At 44.9% G+C, this 17548-nt stretch carries 25 protein-coding genes; 23 read left to right on the top strand and 2 right to left on the bottom strand.

Features of this window, described 5'->3' with window-relative positions:
* Positions 1–262: 262 nt before the first annotated feature.
* The 22 genes from AC0MXB_RS15330 to AC0MXB_RS15225 all read left to right on the top strand — a co-directional run bounded on the left by AC0MXB_RS15330 (position 263) and on the right by AC0MXB_RS15225 (position 16162).
* Positions 263–868 carry a hypothetical protein gene (locus AC0MXB_RS15330; RefSeq protein ID WP_474040603.1) on the top strand — a complete coding sequence of 202 codons (606 nt, stop codon included), beginning with the start codon at positions 263–265 and terminating at the stop codon, positions 866–868.
* Between the two features lie 119 nt (positions 869–987).
* Positions 988–1236 (top strand): hypothetical protein, encoded by a 249-nt coding sequence (locus AC0MXB_RS15325; protein WP_474040602.1) that lies wholly within the window; start codon positions 988–990, stop codon positions 1234–1236.
* Between the two features lie 173 nt (positions 1237–1409).
* The gene (locus AC0MXB_RS15320; RefSeq protein WP_474040601.1) at positions 1410–1655 is read left to right on the top strand and encodes a hypothetical protein; all 246 of its coding nucleotides are present in this window, start codon (positions 1410–1412) and stop codon (positions 1653–1655) included.
* A 40-nt stretch (positions 1656–1695) separates the two neighbouring features.
* Positions 1696–2685, top strand: a complete 990-nt coding sequence (locus AC0MXB_RS15315) for a hypothetical protein (RefSeq protein WP_474040600.1) — start codon at positions 1696–1698, stop codon at positions 2683–2685.
* Positions 2682–3860: a metallophosphoesterase family protein gene (locus AC0MXB_RS15310; RefSeq protein WP_474040599.1), complete on the top strand. Its 1179-nt coding sequence runs from the start codon at positions 2682–2684 to the stop codon at positions 3858–3860. The genes AC0MXB_RS15315 and AC0MXB_RS15310 overlap by 4 nt, the downstream gene beginning before the upstream one ends.
* Positions 3857–4318, top strand: coding sequence for a hypothetical protein (locus tag AC0MXB_RS15305; protein WP_474040598.1), 462 nt, complete (start codon positions 3857–3859; stop codon positions 4316–4318). The genes AC0MXB_RS15310 and AC0MXB_RS15305 overlap by 4 nt, the downstream gene beginning before the upstream one ends.
* A complete protein-coding gene (locus AC0MXB_RS15300) occupies positions 4305–4517 on the top strand; it encodes a hypothetical protein (protein ID WP_474040597.1) in 213 nt (70 codons plus the stop codon). Before AC0MXB_RS15305 ends, AC0MXB_RS15300 begins: the two co-directional genes overlap by 14 nt.
* On the top strand, positions 4510–4764 hold the full coding sequence (locus AC0MXB_RS15295; RefSeq protein ID WP_474040596.1) for a hypothetical protein: 255 nt from the start codon (positions 4510–4512) through the stop codon (positions 4762–4764). The genes AC0MXB_RS15300 and AC0MXB_RS15295 overlap by 8 nt, the downstream gene beginning before the upstream one ends.
* Positions 4761–7331: an AAA family ATPase gene (locus AC0MXB_RS15290; protein ID WP_474040595.1), complete on the top strand. Its 2571-nt coding sequence runs from the start codon at positions 4761–4763 to the stop codon at positions 7329–7331. Before AC0MXB_RS15295 ends, AC0MXB_RS15290 begins: the two co-directional genes overlap by 4 nt.
* Positions 7328–8089, top strand: coding sequence for a hypothetical protein (locus AC0MXB_RS15285; protein ID WP_474040594.1), 762 nt, complete (start codon positions 7328–7330; stop codon positions 8087–8089). The genes AC0MXB_RS15290 and AC0MXB_RS15285 overlap by 4 nt, the downstream gene beginning before the upstream one ends.
* Positions 8090–8138: 49 nt before the next feature.
* On the top strand, positions 8139–8573 hold the full coding sequence (locus AC0MXB_RS15280) for a helix-turn-helix transcriptional regulator (RefSeq protein ID WP_474040593.1): 435 nt from the start codon (positions 8139–8141) through the stop codon (positions 8571–8573).
* An 18-nt stretch (positions 8574–8591) separates the two neighbouring features.
* A complete protein-coding gene (locus AC0MXB_RS15275) occupies positions 8592–8858 on the top strand; it encodes an AbrB/MazE/SpoVT family DNA-binding domain-containing protein (RefSeq protein WP_474040592.1) in 267 nt (88 codons plus the stop codon).
* 213 nt (positions 8859–9071) lie between these two features.
* Positions 9072–9512, top strand: a complete 441-nt coding sequence (locus tag AC0MXB_RS15270; protein WP_474040591.1) for a DUF6166 domain-containing protein — start codon at positions 9072–9074, stop codon at positions 9510–9512.
* A gap of 54 nt (positions 9513–9566) precedes the next feature.
* Positions 9567–10577 carry a DUF4373 domain-containing protein gene (locus AC0MXB_RS15265; protein ID WP_474040590.1) on the top strand — a complete coding sequence of 337 codons (1011 nt, stop codon included), beginning with the start codon at positions 9567–9569 and terminating at the stop codon, positions 10575–10577.
* Entirely contained in the window at positions 10574–10978 is a 405-nt protein-coding gene (locus AC0MXB_RS15260; RefSeq protein ID WP_474040589.1) for a hypothetical protein, read from the top strand. Before AC0MXB_RS15265 ends, AC0MXB_RS15260 begins: the two co-directional genes overlap by 4 nt.
* A gap of 11 nt (positions 10979–10989) precedes the next feature.
* Complete coding sequence (locus AC0MXB_RS15255; RefSeq protein WP_474040588.1) at positions 10990–11532, top strand: hypothetical protein; 543 nt, start codon at positions 10990–10992, stop codon at positions 11530–11532.
* Between the two features lie 112 nt (positions 11533–11644).
* A complete protein-coding gene (locus AC0MXB_RS15250; RefSeq protein ID WP_474040587.1) occupies positions 11645–13075 on the top strand; it encodes a DUF5651 domain-containing protein in 1431 nt (476 codons plus the stop codon).
* A 171-nt stretch (positions 13076–13246) separates the two neighbouring features.
* Positions 13247–13831 (top strand): hypothetical protein, encoded by a 585-nt coding sequence (locus AC0MXB_RS15245; RefSeq protein ID WP_474040586.1) that lies wholly within the window; start codon positions 13247–13249, stop codon positions 13829–13831.
* Complete coding sequence (locus AC0MXB_RS15240; protein WP_474040585.1) at positions 13824–13979, top strand: hypothetical protein; 156 nt, start codon at positions 13824–13826, stop codon at positions 13977–13979. Before AC0MXB_RS15245 ends, AC0MXB_RS15240 begins: the two co-directional genes overlap by 8 nt.
* Positions 13976–14386, top strand: coding sequence for an ASCH domain-containing protein (locus tag AC0MXB_RS15235; protein ID WP_474040584.1), 411 nt, complete (start codon positions 13976–13978; stop codon positions 14384–14386). Before AC0MXB_RS15240 ends, AC0MXB_RS15235 begins: the two co-directional genes overlap by 4 nt.
* Positions 14387–14870: 484 nt before the next feature.
* On the top strand, positions 14871–14993 hold the full coding sequence (locus AC0MXB_RS15230; RefSeq protein ID WP_474040583.1) for a hypothetical protein: 123 nt from the start codon (positions 14871–14873) through the stop codon (positions 14991–14993).
* A gap of 680 nt (positions 14994–15673) precedes the next feature.
* The gene (locus AC0MXB_RS15225) at positions 15674–16162 is read left to right on the top strand and encodes a hypothetical protein (protein ID WP_474040582.1); all 489 of its coding nucleotides are present in this window, start codon (positions 15674–15676) and stop codon (positions 16160–16162) included.
* A gap of 239 nt (positions 16163–16401) precedes the next feature.
* Here the strand turns inward: AC0MXB_RS15225 and AC0MXB_RS15220 are convergent, their stop codons facing one another.
* Together AC0MXB_RS15220 and AC0MXB_RS15215 are read right to left on the bottom strand one after the other, a co-directional pair.
* The gene (locus AC0MXB_RS15220) at positions 16402–16821 is read right to left on the bottom strand and encodes a type II toxin-antitoxin system HicB family antitoxin (protein ID WP_474040581.1); all 420 of its coding nucleotides are present in this window, start codon (positions 16819–16821) and stop codon (positions 16402–16404) included.
* 23 nt (positions 16822–16844) lie between these two features.
* Entirely contained in the window at positions 16845–17036 is a 192-nt protein-coding gene (locus AC0MXB_RS15215; RefSeq protein WP_474040580.1) for a type II toxin-antitoxin system HicA family toxin, read from the bottom strand.
* Between the two features lie 297 nt (positions 17037–17333).
* Between AC0MXB_RS15215 and AC0MXB_RS15210 the strand changes: the two genes are divergently transcribed.
* Positions 17334–17537 (top strand): hypothetical protein, encoded by a 204-nt coding sequence (locus AC0MXB_RS15210; RefSeq protein ID WP_474040579.1) that lies wholly within the window; start codon positions 17334–17336, stop codon positions 17535–17537.
* Positions 17538–17548 lie beyond the last annotated feature (11 nt).

The raw sequence follows: 17548 nt of genomic DNA, 5'->3' as shown, positions 1-17548 counted from the left end.
CAAAGTCTTTGTACCAACATGTAAAGATCAACAGAGTTGCTATCCTAAACCCAAAAAGCAAGCTTCTAAGCCAAGATGGCCACACATGGAACTTGTCAAAAGTCTCGCAACTCGGTTTGTGTACTTTGGTTAAAAAGTTAGCCCGTCCTGGGGGAGGACGAGCGGGGGGAGGAGTGAGGATTAATTATCTCCTTGGTTACTAGTATAGGGTTTTATTCCGTAGCAAAAAAGATAACCGTTTCTACTGAAGGGAGGTGGAATCGTGGATATTTCTACAATCACGACTCTGATATCACCAGATATGCTACAAAATGCCTCAGACGTACTTGAAATAGCGATTGCTTGCTGTGATAAGCCACCGAAAATGATTGCTGCTGATATTGGGTATTCAGTTAAAACGTTGTATGCAGCAATGAATGGTAGAAGGGCTATTCCAACACAGAAAAGGGAGCAGATTTCCTCCATAAATTTTATGGCGGCCATGAGTGTGGCTCTGGAAGGAACCGGTTGCAGGATATTTGCTTATCTAAAGGTTGATCGGCATATTCAATCTCTGCTAGTCCGATGCCGACTTTATCACATTAATGCTACCTGCTTGATTGAAGTACTGCAGGAGCTGCTGCTCGACAAAACACAGCTTGATCGAGAAGAGCATGAACAGTTAGCCATTATAGCGCATCGATGGGCCGACGGTATTCAAGCAGACTTGAATTTACTCATGGAGCTTGATACGAAATTTAATTTAGATATCGTTAAGTATCTTCAAGGCAAGGAAAAAGAAAAAGCCGCCTGCGTGGCACCGCAGACGACTAATTCTGTAAGTCCTACAATAAATAATTTTCAGAATCAGTATAGCACGGCAAAATAGCACCGTCAATGGAGGCGATGTCATTGAACACTCTGTTATACGATTACCCGATCGAGTTTAGCATCTTTATGGCTATTGTGTTGGTGGTCCTTGAAATCTACATATTGGGAGGCTAGGGCATGAATGAGGCAACAAGAAAGCGTTTTGATCAGCTTAAGGTTATGGTCAGCCAAGAAAAACTCGGCTTCCAGATTGCAGAAGAAACTTATGCAGCGATGGCGCCGCAGTTGTCTAGTTTTGAACTCAGCGAGCTAATTCAACATTATTGCTTCTGCCGGAAGGCGTTTGAATGGGGCTATGGGCAGTTTTTCTGGTCGGTAATGTTGCAGAAAAAACCACGCATTATGAAGCGGAGGGTAGCAATATGAGTCCTTGTAAAGTCAGATTTGCGAGCCAGGAAGAACTTGCCGAACTCGCAAAAATTCCACGGCCTAAAAAAGAATCAACGAATTATGATCGCAGCCCAATGTTCCGGCGGCGCGGCAAGAACGCGATGCGTATTGCGGGGACCGGCTGGCAGATGCGATAGGAGGTATGCGAAGTGAATTTTGTTGGCGGAGATCTAACTGTAGATTTAAAGTCTGATAAGTTACAAGCGGTTTTTGTATCTCGCAGTGAAGATCCAGAATTAATTCCTGAATCATATATGGCTATTTTGACAGGCGATCACTTTTCGTTACTGCTCACAGAAGAGCAGATGCATGACTTAAAAGATCAGCTCGTTGGTATTTGCGAAAAAAACCCATTACAGAAAGAAGAGAAGCCGCAGCGCTTGGAGGCGGTTTAAGTGTGGATGATCGATATTATAAAAAATCGGAGGTAGCTTTATGGAAAACAGTGTAGTAGTGGCGGCCAATCAGGCCAATGGTTCTCTTTTAGATATGGATAGTGGTGCAACTGGTGAAATGGCTGTACGTTTGGCGGAAATGAAAGGTAAATTAGCGTTGGTTCAGGATTTCTTCAAGGATGTCATGGTCAAAGATGCTGATTATGGTACTGTACCTGGTACTGATAAACCAACTTTGTATAAGCCTGGAGCAGAAAAGCTTTGTGAGTTGTACGGTTTTGCTCCTGTGATCAAAGAGAAAAGCGAAGAACGTGACTTTAAGACAGGATATTATCTGGCGAAAGTGACTGTGCAAATTGCTCACCGTAAGACGGGATTAATTGTTGCCGAAGGCGTTGGCGAGGCCTGCACATACGAAAGTAAGTATCGGTACCGCTGGGTATATGAAAGCAAAGTTCCTAAGGAAATTAATAAGGATAGCCTGGTTAAGCAAACGTTTGAGTCCAGAGATAAAACAAGCGAGTACGTGAAGTACCGCCTAGAAAATCCGGATTTGATTGATCAATGGAATACTGTTTTGAAAATGGCTAAGAAGCGCGCCCTGGTAGATGCGGTTCTGTCGGCAACAAGAAGTTCAGGGATCTTTAGCCAGTCTGAAGATGAAATGGAAGCCTGGATCGAGGGCGAGATTCCCGAAAGCGGTCAAGAAAGACTGCAAAAGAAAAAGGATGCACCGCAAGAGAGCGATCGGCGTCAAGGTCAATCCTCAGGTGGCGGGGCCGCTAGCAGTAATCATAAGATTACTGAAAAACAATTGTCTTTTATTATTTCTTCGGCGAAGCAAAAGAACATAGATGATAAAGGGATTCGTGACATTATTCTTTACATGAAAAAGAAACCGATTGAAGAGCTGACTGCCAAAGAAGCATCTGAAACAATCGATTTCATACGGAAGACGGATGAAGAAAGCCTGCAAGATTTACTGATGTCGGCTTTTGATGTGGGAAGTACTGGCGGTGATAAATCGTGAAAATTGCTCATATTGCAGATATTCATTGGGGCCTTGGTTATCCAGGCCCCGCGCCGCAAGCGAGATTTGAAGATATTTGCCGCGTAATGGATTGGACGGCCAACCGGATCATCGCAGAAGAGTGCGTTATGGCCATCGTGGCCGGAGATATGTTTCGTAAGGCGGACATTAGCCTAGATAAGGCCAGTAAAGAGATTCGCGCGGCTGCAGCCTGGCTTCGGAAATTGACTGCAGCAGGAATTCAAGTACTTGTAATTTCCGGTACCCCTAGCCATGATCCGGCTAGCGCCTACGATCTTTTAAAAGATTACCAATTATCTCAAGTCACTATTGTAACGAGGCCAGATAGGTTTGATATCGATTGTTTTGAAGAGGGATTTTCAATGGTTCTTCTGCCAGGTATGGATCGCTCTAACTTCGCAACAATGGCCGAATACAAAGGGATGCCAGCCAACGTGATTCACCAGATGATGACGGACCACATAACTGAAACTTGCCAGAAGTTTTTGGATGAAACTAGTTATAGCCCGGCTATCTTAGTCGGCCATCTTACCTATGACCTGGCTGACACCGGCTTTGAAGATGTTCTGATGCAGAATGAAGCTATTTTAACGACTGAGGCCGTTGAAGGATATGATCTCGTAGCCTTAGGGCATATTCATCGGCCGCAACAAAACGGCAAAGTATTTTACAGCGGAGCTCCTGAACGGCTCAGTTTCAATGATGAGAAAGTAGACGCTGGCTTTTGGATTCATGATCTGAATGAAGGCGTTTTTACTTCTGAATTCATTCACACTCCAGCGCGGGATTATCACACTTTACAGCTTTCTGAGAACGATATAGCCAATTTCGTGAACGGAAAGCTTAATTTTTATGACAAATTTGGCGATTTTGCGAACGGTATTGTCCGGTTGCATTACAGCTGCAGCGAGGACTTAAATAAGCAATTGAATCGGAAAGCACTCGAAAAAGCTCTATATGATGCTGGCGCCTTCTTTGTCTCCGAGGTAAAGGCTACGATCGATCGGACGGATCGGGTAAGGGACCAGGAAGTCACTGAAGCTCTTGGGCCGATTCAAGCAGTTCAGAAGTGGAGCATAAATCAAGGATTTGAAGAGGACGAAATTGCTACGCTGATGGACATGACGGCCGAACTGATGGGGGTGGCTGAATGATTACCAAACAAGAAGTTTTGGACGGATTGGCTGCTAAAGGAGTTAAAATTTCTGCGGTTACTCTAGCCAAATTAGAAAACGAAATTCCTGTTCCAGTAAGATACATTCAGAAACAAAAACCAGGCAGAACAGTATTTTATCTAAATTCTGCAGTAGATACGATTCTCCAGTATGTTCGGCTAAAAAATATACAAATTAATGAACTTCCTAAAGTCGGTGCTTTTCATTTGATGCCGCCTGGTAATCCTGATGTTTGCCAAGAATGCGCAGTAAAACACGCGCCGGAATTACCGCATAATGCGCAGAGCCTTTATTATCAATACCATTTTTATGCTGATCATGGACGTTGGCCAACTTGGGCCGATGCATTGTCCCATTGTTCCGAAGAAATGAAAGCAGTGTGGATTGCAGAGCTAAAAAAACGTGGTGTGGAGGTTGATATAGATGTCAAAGGTTAGCCGGAAAATAAAACTCGTGAATTGGCCTATTGGAACTAAAGTTCGTATGGTTAATTGTTATGAGGCTGAAAAAAACGAAGATAAAGTTTGGGTTACTCGGAGTGAACCATGGGATTTATGTGGTAGTCAGGTTGTTCTTTGGGACGGAAAGTCTGGCGGGTTTGCTACTGAATTTCTGGAGGTGGTCCAAGATGCTTAAAACTCCATTACAGACTGGTGAAATTATGGCTGCTATGAATGTTGCTGCTGAAGTTTCTAAGCACATTTTTTCTTATACCGGCTCAACTCCAGGGGTACATGCCAGAAAACCTGATCAGGTCGCTTTGATTTTAGATCTCATTATGGAAGCAGCTGCAGTGCATGAACAGTCTTGGAATTTGCAGAAGCAGAAACCCATTCCGCAAATTTTTGTCAGTGTTATTGATCTAGGCGGTGATCAAAAATGAAGCCGCTAAAAATAGTAATTCAGGATTTCGGGGCTATAGCTTTTACTGAAATCGATCTTACTGGCGTCACCCTGGCCGCGATATGCGGACCTAATGGCGCGGGAAAGAGTACCGCCTTCACAATAGCCCCTATGTTCGCCCTGTTTGGCACCACAAAGCCAGGTACTAGGGCTGATGATATGGTCCGGACAGGAACAAAAGAGGCAAGTGTTGCCCTTTATTTTGAGCACCAGGGAGACACTTGGCGCGTGGTCCGGACGCGCAGCACCAAAGGAAGCGGGAAAACGACTTTAGAGCTACAGCGCCGAACCGGCGAAGTATGGACAAGTCAATCCGGCGCCTCGATCGCCGAAACGCAGAAGAAGATTATCGATCTTTTAAATCTTGATGCTGAAACGTTCTCAAGCTCGAGCATGATTTTGCAAGGAAAAGCGAACGAGTTTACTTCTCGGCCAGCTGGTCAGCGAAAGTCCATCCTTGCTCAGATTTTGCAACTTGAGCAGTACGAAACCCTTCAGGAAAAGGCTAGACTAAAGGCTTCTGCGACAAATTTATCTTTAGAAAAAGTAAAAGCGAAAATAGACGACATTGACGGTCGGCTTAGAAATAAAGACGTCCTCGAGTTTCAAAAGACACAGTTATCTGATCAGAAAGTTGTCATCGATGCGAAGATTACTCACCAGGAAGGAGAGCTGCAGCAGGCCCAGGTAGCACACAGCGCCCTGGCCGTCAAACTGCAGCAGGCCGGTGAGATTGACCAGAGGGCAAAAACATTATGGGCAGAAGTTGGCGCCAAGTCAGCGGAGCGTGATCGACAGCAGCAGCGCCTTGATTCGGCTCAAAAGCTTTTAGATCAAGAGACTGTTATTTTGGCACATGCTGTCGAGTTTGAACAAAATCGGGATAAAATCACGGTTCTGAAATCAAAAAAAGAACAGCAAACCATCTTAGTCCAGGAAGCGCAACGCCTTAAGACAGAACAAGAAGAAGTTCAAAAATCTCTCAATACAGTACTTTCTGATATTGCTCATTATGAGCAGCTGCTCGCCGATCGGCCGCGACTAGAAAAATCCTATAAGGATTATCTGGCTGTTCAAGCCGATATCGAAAAGTACGATCAGCTGCAGCGTCATGACACGGAACTTAGAGCAGCTTTGCATATCAAGCAGCGCGATCTGACTGCAGCACAGGAATCTTTCAAAAAGGATAAAACCGCAAAAACCTTGGCAATCGATGTTTTAAAAGAAAAAGCGGCGATGTTGGCCCAGGCGGATTGCTTGGATATTGAAAAAGCAGAGTGCAAGTTTTTAGCTGATGCCAAGGCCGCGAAAGCGAAGATCCCCGTATTGTTACAAGAGTTCAGTACTTGGTTAGTTGATCAGGAACGCATTATAAACGATACATTGAAACCAGCCATACAAACAGCTGAAAAGGCTATTCAGGATAATGGGTACAACGAGGCCGAACATAGCCGCCTATGCGACCTGATGACTTCTCTTAAGCCGGATGCTGATCAGTACCTGCAGTTAGACGGTGCAGCAGAAATCCTTAAAAATATAAAAGCTCAGCGAGCAGATCAGGAAAAGCGCCTGGCGGATCTGTCAAAGCGGGTCCAAAACATGAGAGAGCAATATTCAGTCCTTCGGAAAGAGTTAGAAAGCTTGCCGGATTTAGAATCAAAGCAGCAACTTTTAGAAGTTTATATGCAGCAAAAAGAACAGCTGCCGGCAGCGAAGGAAATCGCTTCGGAAGCTAAGAAAAGCCTTGATCTGCTGACTCCGGAAATTGAAAAGGCTACAAGCTACGCCTTAGAGCTAGAAGCTGAATATTCTCAGCTGATTGGCGATTCCAAGAGTCTGGAGGGAAAAGCGGCCGAACGAGTCAGAATTACGCAGGAAGCGCTGAAAGAGCTTAGGGATAAGCAAACGGACGTAATCACTAAGTTGGGCGGCGTACAGGCGAAACTGGAAAGCCTAGCCGCTGATGAAGAGCAGCGGAAGGCCCTAGTAGAAGAAATGGAGCCGCTTTCGAAAGAACTTAACCGGTGGCAGACTCTTGTCAAAGCTTTCGGCCGAGACGGAATACCGGCGCTGATTATCGAAAACGCGGTACCGGAATTAGAGCGTATTGCAAATGACATCTTGGGGCAGATGAGCGGCGGCCGCAATTATCTTAAATTCGAGACACAGAAAGAATTGAAGAGCCGCAGTGGCATGGCCGAGACGTTAGATATTATTGTCGGCGATTGGGCAGGAGAGCGGATCTATGAAACTTATAGCGGCGGTGAACAGCTGCGCATTGATTTTGCAATTCGGTTCGCCCTGGCTGAGCTTTTATCACGCAGAGCCGGTAGCAAGATTGACTGGCTTGTCATCGATGAAGGTTTTGGAAGCCAGAGTGAAGAGTTTCTTCCTATGGTTATTGAAGCGGTTCAAAGTGTTGCCCATCGTTTCGGCATGGTCCTTGTAATAAGCCACGTTAAGGCTGTACAAGAGGCATTTGTTCAACGGATAGAATTTCAGCCTGCTACAGAAGAAGGCGCGCCGGTGGAGGTGCAAGTGGCATGAGTCGCTGGACTAAGGAAGAGATTGAAAAGCTTGAAGAGCATTGGGGTAAAGGATCTTTGCCTCATATAGCAAAATTGCTGGGACGTTCAATAAATGCCATTAAATTAAAAGCAAATCGTTTAGGGTTTGGTGATCATCTGCATAGTGGCAAAGAAATTACAATCAATGAGCTATTTAAGGTGCTAGGCAAGGGCAATTGTCATTCTCTAACTTTTGAGCGATGGATATATAACGGTTGCCCTATTCGTTATAAAAAAGTAATCAAAGAACGGTTTGCTGTTATCGATATTGATGATTTTTGGAAATGGGGTAAGAGGAATAAGTTCTTACTTGATTTTTCAAAACTTGAAACAAATGCACTTGGTAAAGAACCGCCGTGGGTTCCTATAAAACGAAGGGCTGATATTGCGGCTCGAAAATATAAGACCAGTCCATGGACCAAAACTGATGATGACTATCTCAGAATGCTTTTAAGCTCCTATAAGTATGGCTACAGAGAAATTTCTATCAAGCTTTGCCGGACCGAAGGGGCTATAAAACGCCGGATGATTGATTTAAAAATAAAGCAGCGGCCAATAAGAGCAGATAATCATACTCGGTGGACTCCAGAAGAAATGCGACTCGTATTAGATATGACGGAACAAGGCTATATGCCGCATATAATCGCGGAATATGTAAATCGGTCAGCTTGCGCTATTAGGGGATTTCTTGAAAGAGTTTTTGGGACTGAAATTTATAAAATGGAATTGAAAATTTAATTAAGAGACTTTTCCTAGTGATGTGCATACGATCAGGAGGATATAAGCAATGTTCACTTTAGAAAATGTTATGAATGTGGAGGGATGGACCGCATTAGCTTTGGCAGTACTTTCCCCGGCATACATGACACCCGAGCAAGCTTGCAGTGCATTATCTGAAGGTCGACATACGCGAAATTCTTGGGACACAGTTGTTCCAGAGATTATAGCTCTTCGAGAGTCAGGACTTTCCTGGAAAGAAGTTTCTGAAGCAATGGGTTACAGCGTTTCTACAGCAATGAGCATGGCGTCTAAATGGAAAAATCAATCTAGTAAAGCTAAAAAGCCGAGGAAGAAAACCCATAGGACGGCACTTACTGATCAAGACGTTGAAGACATGGTGAGAATGAAAGAATCCATGACTTACAAGGAAATAGGCCAAATCTACGGTGTTAGCGGTGATACGGTTTATACGAGAATACGGAGGTTTAAAAAGATTATTTAGAGGGAGTGGATGTACATTATGAAAGCAACTGGCATTATTCGCCGTATTGATGAGCTTGGAAGAGTTGTTATTCCGCGGGAAATTCGCCGCGTAAACGGGATAGAAGATGGCGATCCTATGGAAATTTTCACTAATGATGGCGGGATTATTGTTATTAAAAAATATGAGCCGGAAAACACTTGCGTATTTTGTGGTAATGAGAATGAAAGGGAAATCGTGACCTATAAAGGTAAGAATGTTTGCCTGAATTGTGTTGGGGAAATAGCTGAACAAGGCGTTTCCTAATGAAGTGCTTACCTGGTAAGACAACCAGAACACACTGCCTGAAATGCGGCAGAAAGGGCCAGGTCGTTGGCTATAAATCTCCTATGGTGTTTATGCGCTGCGAGTGCGGTGCTGAGTGGCGGACCATATCGGCAATTTGCTCAAAATGCAGGTTGCCGAGCGGCAGCCCCTATTTTAGTGATTGTGAATTTTGTGCGAGAAAGGAGAAGGAAGATGGGCGATCGGTGCAGTCGATGCAATCGGAAGCTGAAAGACGAACAGAGCCTCCAGCGGGGCTATGGTCCGGTATGTTGGGTTAAAGAAGTCGGTAAGCGCGAGAAGCGTAAAGATCAGGGAAGGCTTTTCAAGGATGCTGACCTTCCTTTTAACGGTGACATTGTTTTAAAACGGACGCCAGGCGGCGAGGCCATGACGAACGTTCCCCAGGTGTTTATTGAGCATAGCCCTAGCGGTTTTGAGTGGGGTTATGGCGGATCGGGACCAGCAGACCTAGCATTAAATATTCTGGCGTTGTTTACAGACGAGAATACAGCAAAAGCGTTACATCAGGTGTTTAAGTGGGATTTCATCGCATGTATGCCCTTTGAAGGCGGAAGCATTAAGGGGCGCGAGATCAAGAAATGGCTGCGAGAACACCAAACGGAAGCATCTTAAAGGCAAGGAGGGGGGCGTCTAGCCTCCCTGTTCAGGGGAGAGTGAGCGACGCAAATGGCTAGACCAATAAAAGAAGGCATAGATTATTTTTCAATTGACTTAGACATTATGGAAGAGGGAAGCGTTGGCTATGTTGACGCAAAATATGGAGTAATGGCCTTCGGTCTTCTTATCCGGTTATTGATAAGAATTTATCGAAACGGATATTACTTGATGTGGACAGAACGGGAACAGTTTCTATTCACGAAAGATATTAGCGTCGACATAAATACCACGATAGACATAGTTAATGCTTACATTAACGAGGGTTTTTTCAACAAAAACCTATATGAGCAGTATGGGATATTAACTTCGGCAGGCATACAGAAGCGATTCCTTAAGGCTTGCGAAAGGCGAAGCGCGGTTCCTATGATCAAGGATTACTACTTGATAAAGCCAGCAGATAAGGAAAAAAACAAGATCAAGACAGATAATGTTACATTTACTACCGTTAATGGCGACATAATCCCCGCTGAGGATGAGTTACCGCCTGCATTTAGTACACAAAGTAAAGTAAAAGAAAATAAAGTAAAGGAAAAAGAAAATAAAATAAACGCGCGCGAGGGTGATGGGGAGGTTCCTGTGGATAACTTATACCCTTCGGGGAACTCTGCCGAGGAAACAGCAGAGACATTGGGAAGCCAATCGTTAGAATTATCCATTGGAGAAAATCCGGACTTCATGAGTTTTTGGAGCATTTATCCCAAGAAACGAAATCCAGCTGAGGCGATGAAGGCCTGGGAAGCTGCAATCAGCTCGGGTATGAGTGCAAAGCATCTCATCATAGCAGCGCTGAAGTATGCGAAAGAGTTTGGAATTGGGAAACAGGATATTAAGTTTTGCAAGCAAGCCGAGAATTTTCTTGGACAAGGAGCTTACAAAGCGTACTTGCCCAAAGAAGTGGCAATTTGCCCTAACTGTGAGTATCACAACGAGTGTAAAGGCCAGGGCCACTTTTTAGTTACGGATGATGAAGACGGGCATGAACGAGTTCAAATTTGCCCGTATCAGGGGGCGACAGCGTGAGGTTAAGTGAACGAGAGTTTCAAGATATTTTGTCTGGCCACAAGAAACGGGCTAGCAAGCCTAAGAAGGTCAAAGGGCCGAAGGAAACCGAGATTCAAAATGCGATGCGCGCATATTTGCAGTTGCATGGTTGGTTCGTGATCCGGCATCAGCAGAGCTTGGGCAGTCATAAGGGGCTTAGCGACTTGACAGCCATAAAGGACGGCTGGACGGTTTACGTAGAGGCGAAGACGGCGTCCGGAACGCTATCGGAAGACCAGAAGGATTTTCGAGAGGACATTCTTCGCAGCGGCGGGACGTATGTGATCGGGCGCGGGATTGAGGACATTGAGTTTTTGTGTAAGTGCAATGTGGAATTACTGCGGCTGAAGTACGGTGGGCAGTGCGTGGGGCATGAATAGGAGGGGACGGTATGAATAATATTTTTTCTGATGTGTCGGCAAATTTTCACTGGAGCCTAAAAGGCGAACAGGTTGCGCGGAAGTTGATTGAGTTGGAAGAAACGCCTCAGGCGATCCGTTATTTCGCAGAAGTTTGCGACGGCCTGAATGATTACGATTACTGGTACATGCTATCGACTCTTTGGGTTAACTATTGCGGCTGGTCTGATCTCAATTTGTGGAAACGGTTGTTTTCTTCGACTCGCGGCGGCCGGAGAAAATCGATCATGAAGCCTTCGGAAGTCATCAAGTTCGATCAGCTGCCTTGGTTTGTGACGGCCTACAGGGCTCACAGGGAATTCGAGACAGACTGGATTTCCTACACGTTAGATCCGATGATTGCAGCCCGATTTGCGAAGGAGCGCGGTGTCTATGCGGTTAGTGAGTACCAGGTGAAAAAGCGGGATATTTTGGCCTTGTTCACTCGGCGTGATGAAACGGAGATTCTGGTCTTAGATAAAAGTCGAGTGAAGTTTATCAGGGAAATCGTTGTGGTGGTTACAGAGGGGGCTTAAAAGTATGTCAAGCAGTTGTTTGGGTGAAGTGTTAGTTTACATAATACAAAAGCGCAGCGGTTAAGCAAAGTTAAGATTTTCCGCGTGCGCACATATAGGGGGAGGAAGAAGTATGAATCCGTATTTGTCAAAAGAGGAAAAGGCAAAATTTGTTAGAGCATCAGCCATGATTGCACTGATCGATGAGGCGATAGAAGGCTATGACAGTGTGAAAAGCGTGCCTGCCGATTTCATGAAGTATATGCGCATGGGCCGCACGATGATCAACAAGGCACTTGAAATGCGATCCGATGCCTTAGATCAAACTGCAAAAATTGACCTGATGAAGCACGTTAGCAGATTGGAATGCATTTTTGTACCGACTCAGGAAGCGAAAAAAGCGCATGCCGAAGTGCTTAAGATGCAGACAGTCATCCCGATGGAAATCTCTGATTTCGAGGATTGGTATTCGGCCGTAATTGAGGTATCGTGTAAAACCTGCTACAGCAAGCGATTCGAAGAGTGTCCTATCCGCGGAATTTTGACTAAATACGGAGTTCACCCGATTGATCCGGCCGCAGTTGGCAAGTGCCAGTATAGCTACATCGGTACCGGAGAGCTGGACGAGCCAGCGCTTGAGGTTGAAGCCGAGACGGTACCGGCCGCAAAGTACAATACGGCCGTTGGTGAGTTCCTAGCGCTGAAGGATAAGATTGATAACCAGCAGCCGCGAATCGTAGAGCTAGAAGATGAGCTGGCGGCAACGGGAAACATACTTGAATCCCAGGATGCCGTTATTAAAGACTTAAATGCTAAACTGCTGGATCTAGAAGAAAAAGCGAAGATAGCAGAAAAAGAAAATAACTTTTTAGATGATCAGCTAGGCAAGTCGGAAGATGAACGAAATAAAGCGCAATCCCAAGTGGTTGCGTTGCAGTCTCAACTTGATGCTGCAGCCGCCGATCGGGAGCAAGCGAAAGAAAAATATCCTGTTCAGATCGGCCTAGCCAGCGGTGGAGAATTCAAATACACGCTACCGGCACGCATGACGAATATTCTTATCGATGAAATTCAGCGGCCCAAGCATGCACGCAGCACTGTGGCGCAGTATGTAGACGGCGAGTTTATTGCGATCGATCTGCAAGATGTTGTTAGCGTTCATGTCGAGAAGCTCCCGGCAGGTGAGTGGGTGAAAAAGTGGCCAGAAAGAAGTTTTACATCTTCGGCGCCAGCTCCTACAGCTGCTTTCGCGGGATCAATGGAAGAGGGACGTTATCGTATTGAGTGCAAGTGCGGCGCTGAGTATTTCGCAACCATGAACGCAGGAAGAGACAAGGGGCGCTGCCGGATCTGCTCGACTACCGTTTTTGCTGACTACAAAGCGGACAAGGTTTCTGATCAAGATGGTGGCGAGGCGGTTTTATTAACAAATCGTTATTGGGTTGAAAGAGAAAATCGAGTGCCGTTGGCGCCAACGAAGCAGCATGAGCCGATCGGGCAGCCAGACACAAAGACGAACACCGGAAAAGAATACACTGATCCACTCGCTTCCCTCGTAGGTTAGGGGGCGATGTCGTGGGGATTGGAATAGAAAAAGCGGCAGGAATCGCTCCTGCCGCTCCTGCGATCAAAACTAACCTTGGGTGGCACCAACCCAGACGGATAAGAAAAAAGCCGATACAGCCAAGCCTGGAGAGTTTGAGCGGGAACTAAGGAAGAGGATGGAGGGGAACAAATGAAAGATATCTGTAAAAATGATAGTGTATCGAATCAAGATTATGACTGTGAAGATTGTATGAGAACGGATGCCAACGGGATAAATGAATGCTGCTTGAATTGCGAGTATCGAAAAGAATGTGAAAAATGTTGTGCCAAAGGGCGTAAATACACGGAAATGCAGGGCTTTTCTACTGATGCTCTATTTGATGATTTGCAAGATTATATTCTTTCTCAAAGCGACAACATGCCGTTCAGCTGTGATATTTTGCGAGAACGTTTTACAGCGCAAGATGCTCAAATCGCTATTATGCGCGGGGCATTATCTAAGTATCAGGTTTTAGTCGAAGCGGCTGGAAATTATGGCTATTACAGCAATGGATCTGACGAATCAAAACAAGCGCTTAGTAAGCAAGAAGAAATTATAGCTATAATGAAAAATTCTCTAGATATTACACCGTCTGAAGCTGCCGACAAGCTTAAGAGAGCCGAAGAAGTGTGCAAGGCGGCAGAGTTATATGTCAAATATGGCGATTCAGCAGTATGTGTTGGTTGGGACGATTTAATTAAGGCCCTTGCCGAATGGAGGGGTAAGAATGCATAACTGCCCTGAAAAAAAGCAATGTGAATTGAAATGCGAGCTCTGCGGTGAACGCCCGGCGACGACTGCTATAAAAAATAAGCATAACGGCAAGGTGCTTCGTGTGTGCCAGGACTGCTCGGGTTGGGTGCTTGGCGGTGGAAAATCATGAAAGCAATAACAATCTTGCAACCGTGGGCGAGCTTAATCGCCTGCGGTGCCAAGCATATAGAGACGCGGTCATGGCCGACACGCTACCGGGGGCCGATTGCGATTCATGCAGGGCGAGGGAAACGATTTATTCAGCTCGCTAAAGCTGATCCGTTTTTCGCGGCACTTGGGAAAGCCGGAAAAGAGTTGCCATTTGGCTCAGTAATTGCTATAGCCGACTTGGTCGACTGCCAAGAGATGACGATGGATCATATCGTGACCTGGCGCGATGTGTATGGAAAGAATGAGATAGTGTTTGGTGACTTCCAGCCTGGGCGCTACGCGTGGATCTTGGACAACGTCCGGCCGATCGATCCGGTACCGGCTAAGGGACAGCAGAGAATCTGGGAGTGGAAAGGCAAGATATGATGGATGATCATCTAGTGATAAATGACTAGGTAATATAACGATAAATTGACAATGCGACTGTTAGTGCTGAAATGAGGGAAATTATGTAGAACGAAACCGCTGGCTTGACCTTTTTTAGGTACAATGCATAGCTGAAAGCATGCGTGGCTACACAGATGCTTAAAATGATGTAGACGAAGTCCATAACTTAACCCTCAGTTCAGCTAAATAGTATAAAAAAACAAAGCCTTATAGCGGCTTTGTTAACGGGGGGAGGAATAACATAGTTAGATTGTGCTAAAATTCAAGATTTATTCAAGGCGTCGCAATAAAAATACCAAGACCACGGCAGTCGCCAATGGCCTTGATATTTTTAGAGGAGAGTAACCCTACTGGTAGTTTGTATCTGAAGTGGAAACTTTATGCATTAATTATTAAAACGAACAAGGTTGAAAACTCAACCTTGTTCCTGAAAGGAGTGTTATACGTCAGAGGGGCATTGCCAATGTTAGTATATGCAATTTGTTGGACCTATGTGGCTAGCATAGAAATTCTTATTTTAGAATTTGGGTATCACCATTCAGAGTCTAAAGAAAAACGAATCGTCAATGTACTCAGCTGCAGTTGACGTTGTTGATCATAAGAGTTTACTAGCTTTCGATAAGCGTGGTTTTTATCTGCGGGGTTACCGTTCATATCAAGATATTCTATTTCGGATTCGGGGGATTTTTTCCATGGGAAACATTTCAAGAAAAATCGCCATCCTTTTGTATATTTGACAAGATTTCCATACTAGTCACACATTTATAAATATAATCCTTTAGTTAACAAGTTTATATGTAAATTATTGCGCTGAGGTATAACTATTTTGCTTAATAATAATTGAATTTATTAACCTAGTAAAGGAGGAATGCGAATGAAACCTAATTGCCCAGTTGCGCTGCGGCTCGTATGCCGCCAGACGTGCGGATGTTGCGTCAAGTGCACGAAGTACTGCCGTGATCGATGCGGCTTTAGTAAGCCGAAGAGGTGATAATTTTGAATAACAGGCATCGGCAAATTACACGCTTGAAAGAAAGGCAACGGAGAATGAAGCTGTTTGATATACGAGAGGCCGCAGCGGCCATAGTTGAATGGTCGCGTGTGCTACTGCAGACCGCTGCTAAAGTTGGCCAACAATTAAGACAAGCTATAATTCAGGCAAATAAGCAAACATTAGCGAACTTTAGAGCAGTAAATAAATAGCAAGAAAAGCAGGCGCTGGGGGGCGTCTGCTTCGGTGCGTTTACGATATGGGAGGGGTTTGGTTTGGCAAATATGCAGCAAGAAGTGAATTTAAAACAAGATCTTATTACAGTTGAGGAGTGGCTGTTATATTATCCTGAGAGACTTCAAGAATACTACAAAGACCTAAACTATATTAGAGATAGCGAGAGCTCACCGGCGGTATTTGTTCAGACCGGCCCCGGAAATGTTGTTTTGCATAAAGTTATAAGCCTGGAAGAGCTGGACAAAACGGAAAAATGGCTCCTTGCTATCGAGGCTGTTGAGAGGACTCTAGCCCCTAAGAAAAAAATATTCTTAGAACTTAGGCGGCGGGCAGCAAAGCATAAAAAACTGGTGAATGGCCGCGAGGCGTGGCGTTATTATGTGCAGTCAAACTATTCGAAAGTTATGGCTGAAAAATACGGATCTCTGCCGGAAAAATATTGGTTGCATGACAATACAATTACTTCTTGGTGGAATAAAATTTTGAGCTTTTCGCTTTACTTTGTATTGAAAAAAGGTCTTTTATAAAAACTTTTTAAGTAACACTGTGTTCCATTGCAGTTTTTCGGTGTTACTATGATAGTATGAATTAATGGTCATTACGGCAGTGACCGTAAGGCACTGACCTGCGGGGAAGATCCTGGGACAGATGTACTGCGCCGTGGAAACCGGTTGAATTTCCCACTTCCCAAAAGAAAAAGGCTGCTCTTGCGAGCGGCCTTTTTTAGTACCCGCGAACATGAAGTTCCGCGGCATGGCAGTAAAAATTATTTACTTAGATATGGCGGCTTAGAGACGCCTAGGTGATGCTTAAGCGATTCCTGTAGCAGGTGAGAGTAGTTGACGTTGTGCTTTTCAGCAACGTCATTCAGCCACTTAGGGATTGTGAGGGTTTTCTTCACGGCCTTATTGGCCATTTCATCACGAACGAGTGGCATCCAAACTTCCACTAGGCTAACGAAGGCGCCGACAGGAACGTCTAGTTTGTGTGGTGCGCTAGCTGCTGGAATTTCTTCGTCGTCTTCCTCCATGCCATAGAGATGCAGTTCAAGAGCTTCTTTAGCCATGGACAGAGATTCTTCAATGGTTTCGCCACTGGTGATGATGCCAGGCAGATCCGGAAAGGTAATGCAGTATCCGTGCTGTTCGCCTGGTTCAAAGATTGCTGGGAATATATATTTATCCATACAAGCCTCCTTTAGGCGGGGGGCTATTTCAGCCCCGCCTGTTTTAATATGCTTTGTACGACTTTAGGATCTAAATCTTTCTTGGGATGTTGTACTGTTGTTAGCCCCTTCTTTGTCGGGTGCTTCAGCTGGTGATGATCGCCTCTGGTTCGGACTATGTACCAGCCATCGTCTAACAGCATCTTGAGTATTTCCCTTGAAGAGTAGCTTTTCACATTAGTTTTTCCCTCCTTTCATTTATAATTATAATACGTATTTAAACACGTGTCAAGCGATTCGTAAAAGATTTAGCAATTATGCTAAAAAATATGCTGAGTATTACAGGTGGACGAACTTGCCGATTTTAATACAGAATTAGCCCACCTATAAACCCAATAGAATCAGGCCTTTGCGGCGTCACTGGACGGATTTGTCCGGATGATGCCGTTTTTTAATACCGTTTTCAACTGATTTTATGCCGAAAAATATTCCCGTTTTTAAGACGAAAATATTCCATTTTAGGAGGTGCTACGATGCCAACAGTAGAGTGTGATCATATCGATTGCGAAAATCACGGATATGATATTTGCGTTGCTAGGCGAGTTTCGTGGGAACATGGGGAGTGTTCGAAGTACAAGCCGCGAAAGGGCAAGGTACTTGATCCGCCATTCAATCCCCGCTGCCATAAGCAGGGCGGCAAGTTTAAATCTAGTCGTGTGACCAATGTGCTGAAATAAATATTCGAAAG

Source organism: Pelorhabdus sp. sgz311001 (assembly GCF_055901755.1).
This window is presented reverse-complemented; position numbering and strand designations above follow the sequence as displayed.

Excerpts from the sequence above, each read along its gene's own strand:
- AC0MXB_RS15285 (WP_474040594.1), top strand. The coding sequence starts at position 7,328 with ATGAGTCGCTGGACTAAGGAAGAGATTGAAAAGCTTGAAGAGCATTGG.
- AC0MXB_RS15255 (WP_474040588.1), top strand. The coding sequence starts at position 10,990 with ATGAATAATATTTTTTCTGATGTGTCGGCAAATTTTCACTGGAGCCTA.
- AC0MXB_RS15230 (WP_474040583.1), top strand. The coding sequence starts at position 14,871 with ATGTTAGTATATGCAATTTGTTGGACCTATGTGGCTAGCATAGAAATT.
- AC0MXB_RS15295 (WP_474040596.1), top strand. The coding sequence starts at position 4,510 with ATGCTTAAAACTCCATTACAGACTGGTGAAATTATGGCTGCTATGAAT.
- AC0MXB_RS15245 (WP_474040586.1), top strand. The coding sequence starts at position 13,247 with ATGAAAGATATCTGTAAAAATGATAGTGTATCGAATCAAGATTATGAC.
- AC0MXB_RS15265 (WP_474040590.1), top strand. The coding sequence starts at position 9,567 with ATGGCTAGACCAATAAAAGAAGGCATAGATTATTTTTCAATTGACTTA.
- AC0MXB_RS15220 (WP_474040581.1), bottom strand. The coding sequence starts at position 16,821 with ATGGATAAATATATATTCCCAGCAATCTTTGAACCAGGCGAACAGCAC.
- AC0MXB_RS15280 (WP_474040593.1), top strand. The coding sequence starts at position 8,139 with ATGTTCACTTTAGAAAATGTTATGAATGTGGAGGGATGGACCGCATTA.
- AC0MXB_RS15290 (WP_474040595.1), top strand. The coding sequence starts at position 4,761 with ATGAAGCCGCTAAAAATAGTAATTCAGGATTTCGGGGCTATAGCTTTT.
- AC0MXB_RS15240 (WP_474040585.1), top strand. The coding sequence starts at position 13,824 with ATGCATAACTGCCCTGAAAAAAAGCAATGTGAATTGAAATGCGAGCTC.
- AC0MXB_RS15275 (WP_474040592.1), top strand. The coding sequence starts at position 8,592 with ATGAAAGCAACTGGCATTATTCGCCGTATTGATGAGCTTGGAAGAGTT.
- AC0MXB_RS15305 (WP_474040598.1), top strand. The coding sequence starts at position 3,857 with ATGATTACCAAACAAGAAGTTTTGGACGGATTGGCTGCTAAAGGAGTT.
- AC0MXB_RS15235 (WP_474040584.1), top strand. The coding sequence starts at position 13,976 with ATGAAAGCAATAACAATCTTGCAACCGTGGGCGAGCTTAATCGCCTGC.
- AC0MXB_RS15210 (WP_474040579.1), top strand. The coding sequence starts at position 17,334 with ATGCCAACAGTAGAGTGTGATCATATCGATTGCGAAAATCACGGATAT.
- AC0MXB_RS15315 (WP_474040600.1), top strand. The coding sequence starts at position 1,696 with ATGGAAAACAGTGTAGTAGTGGCGGCCAATCAGGCCAATGGTTCTCTT.
- AC0MXB_RS15325 (WP_474040602.1), top strand. The coding sequence starts at position 988 with ATGAATGAGGCAACAAGAAAGCGTTTTGATCAGCTTAAGGTTATGGTC.
- AC0MXB_RS15250 (WP_474040587.1), top strand. The coding sequence starts at position 11,645 with ATGAATCCGTATTTGTCAAAAGAGGAAAAGGCAAAATTTGTTAGAGCA.
- AC0MXB_RS15270 (WP_474040591.1), top strand. The coding sequence starts at position 9,072 with ATGGGCGATCGGTGCAGTCGATGCAATCGGAAGCTGAAAGACGAACAG.
- AC0MXB_RS15300 (WP_474040597.1), top strand. The coding sequence starts at position 4,305 with ATGTCAAAGGTTAGCCGGAAAATAAAACTCGTGAATTGGCCTATTGGA.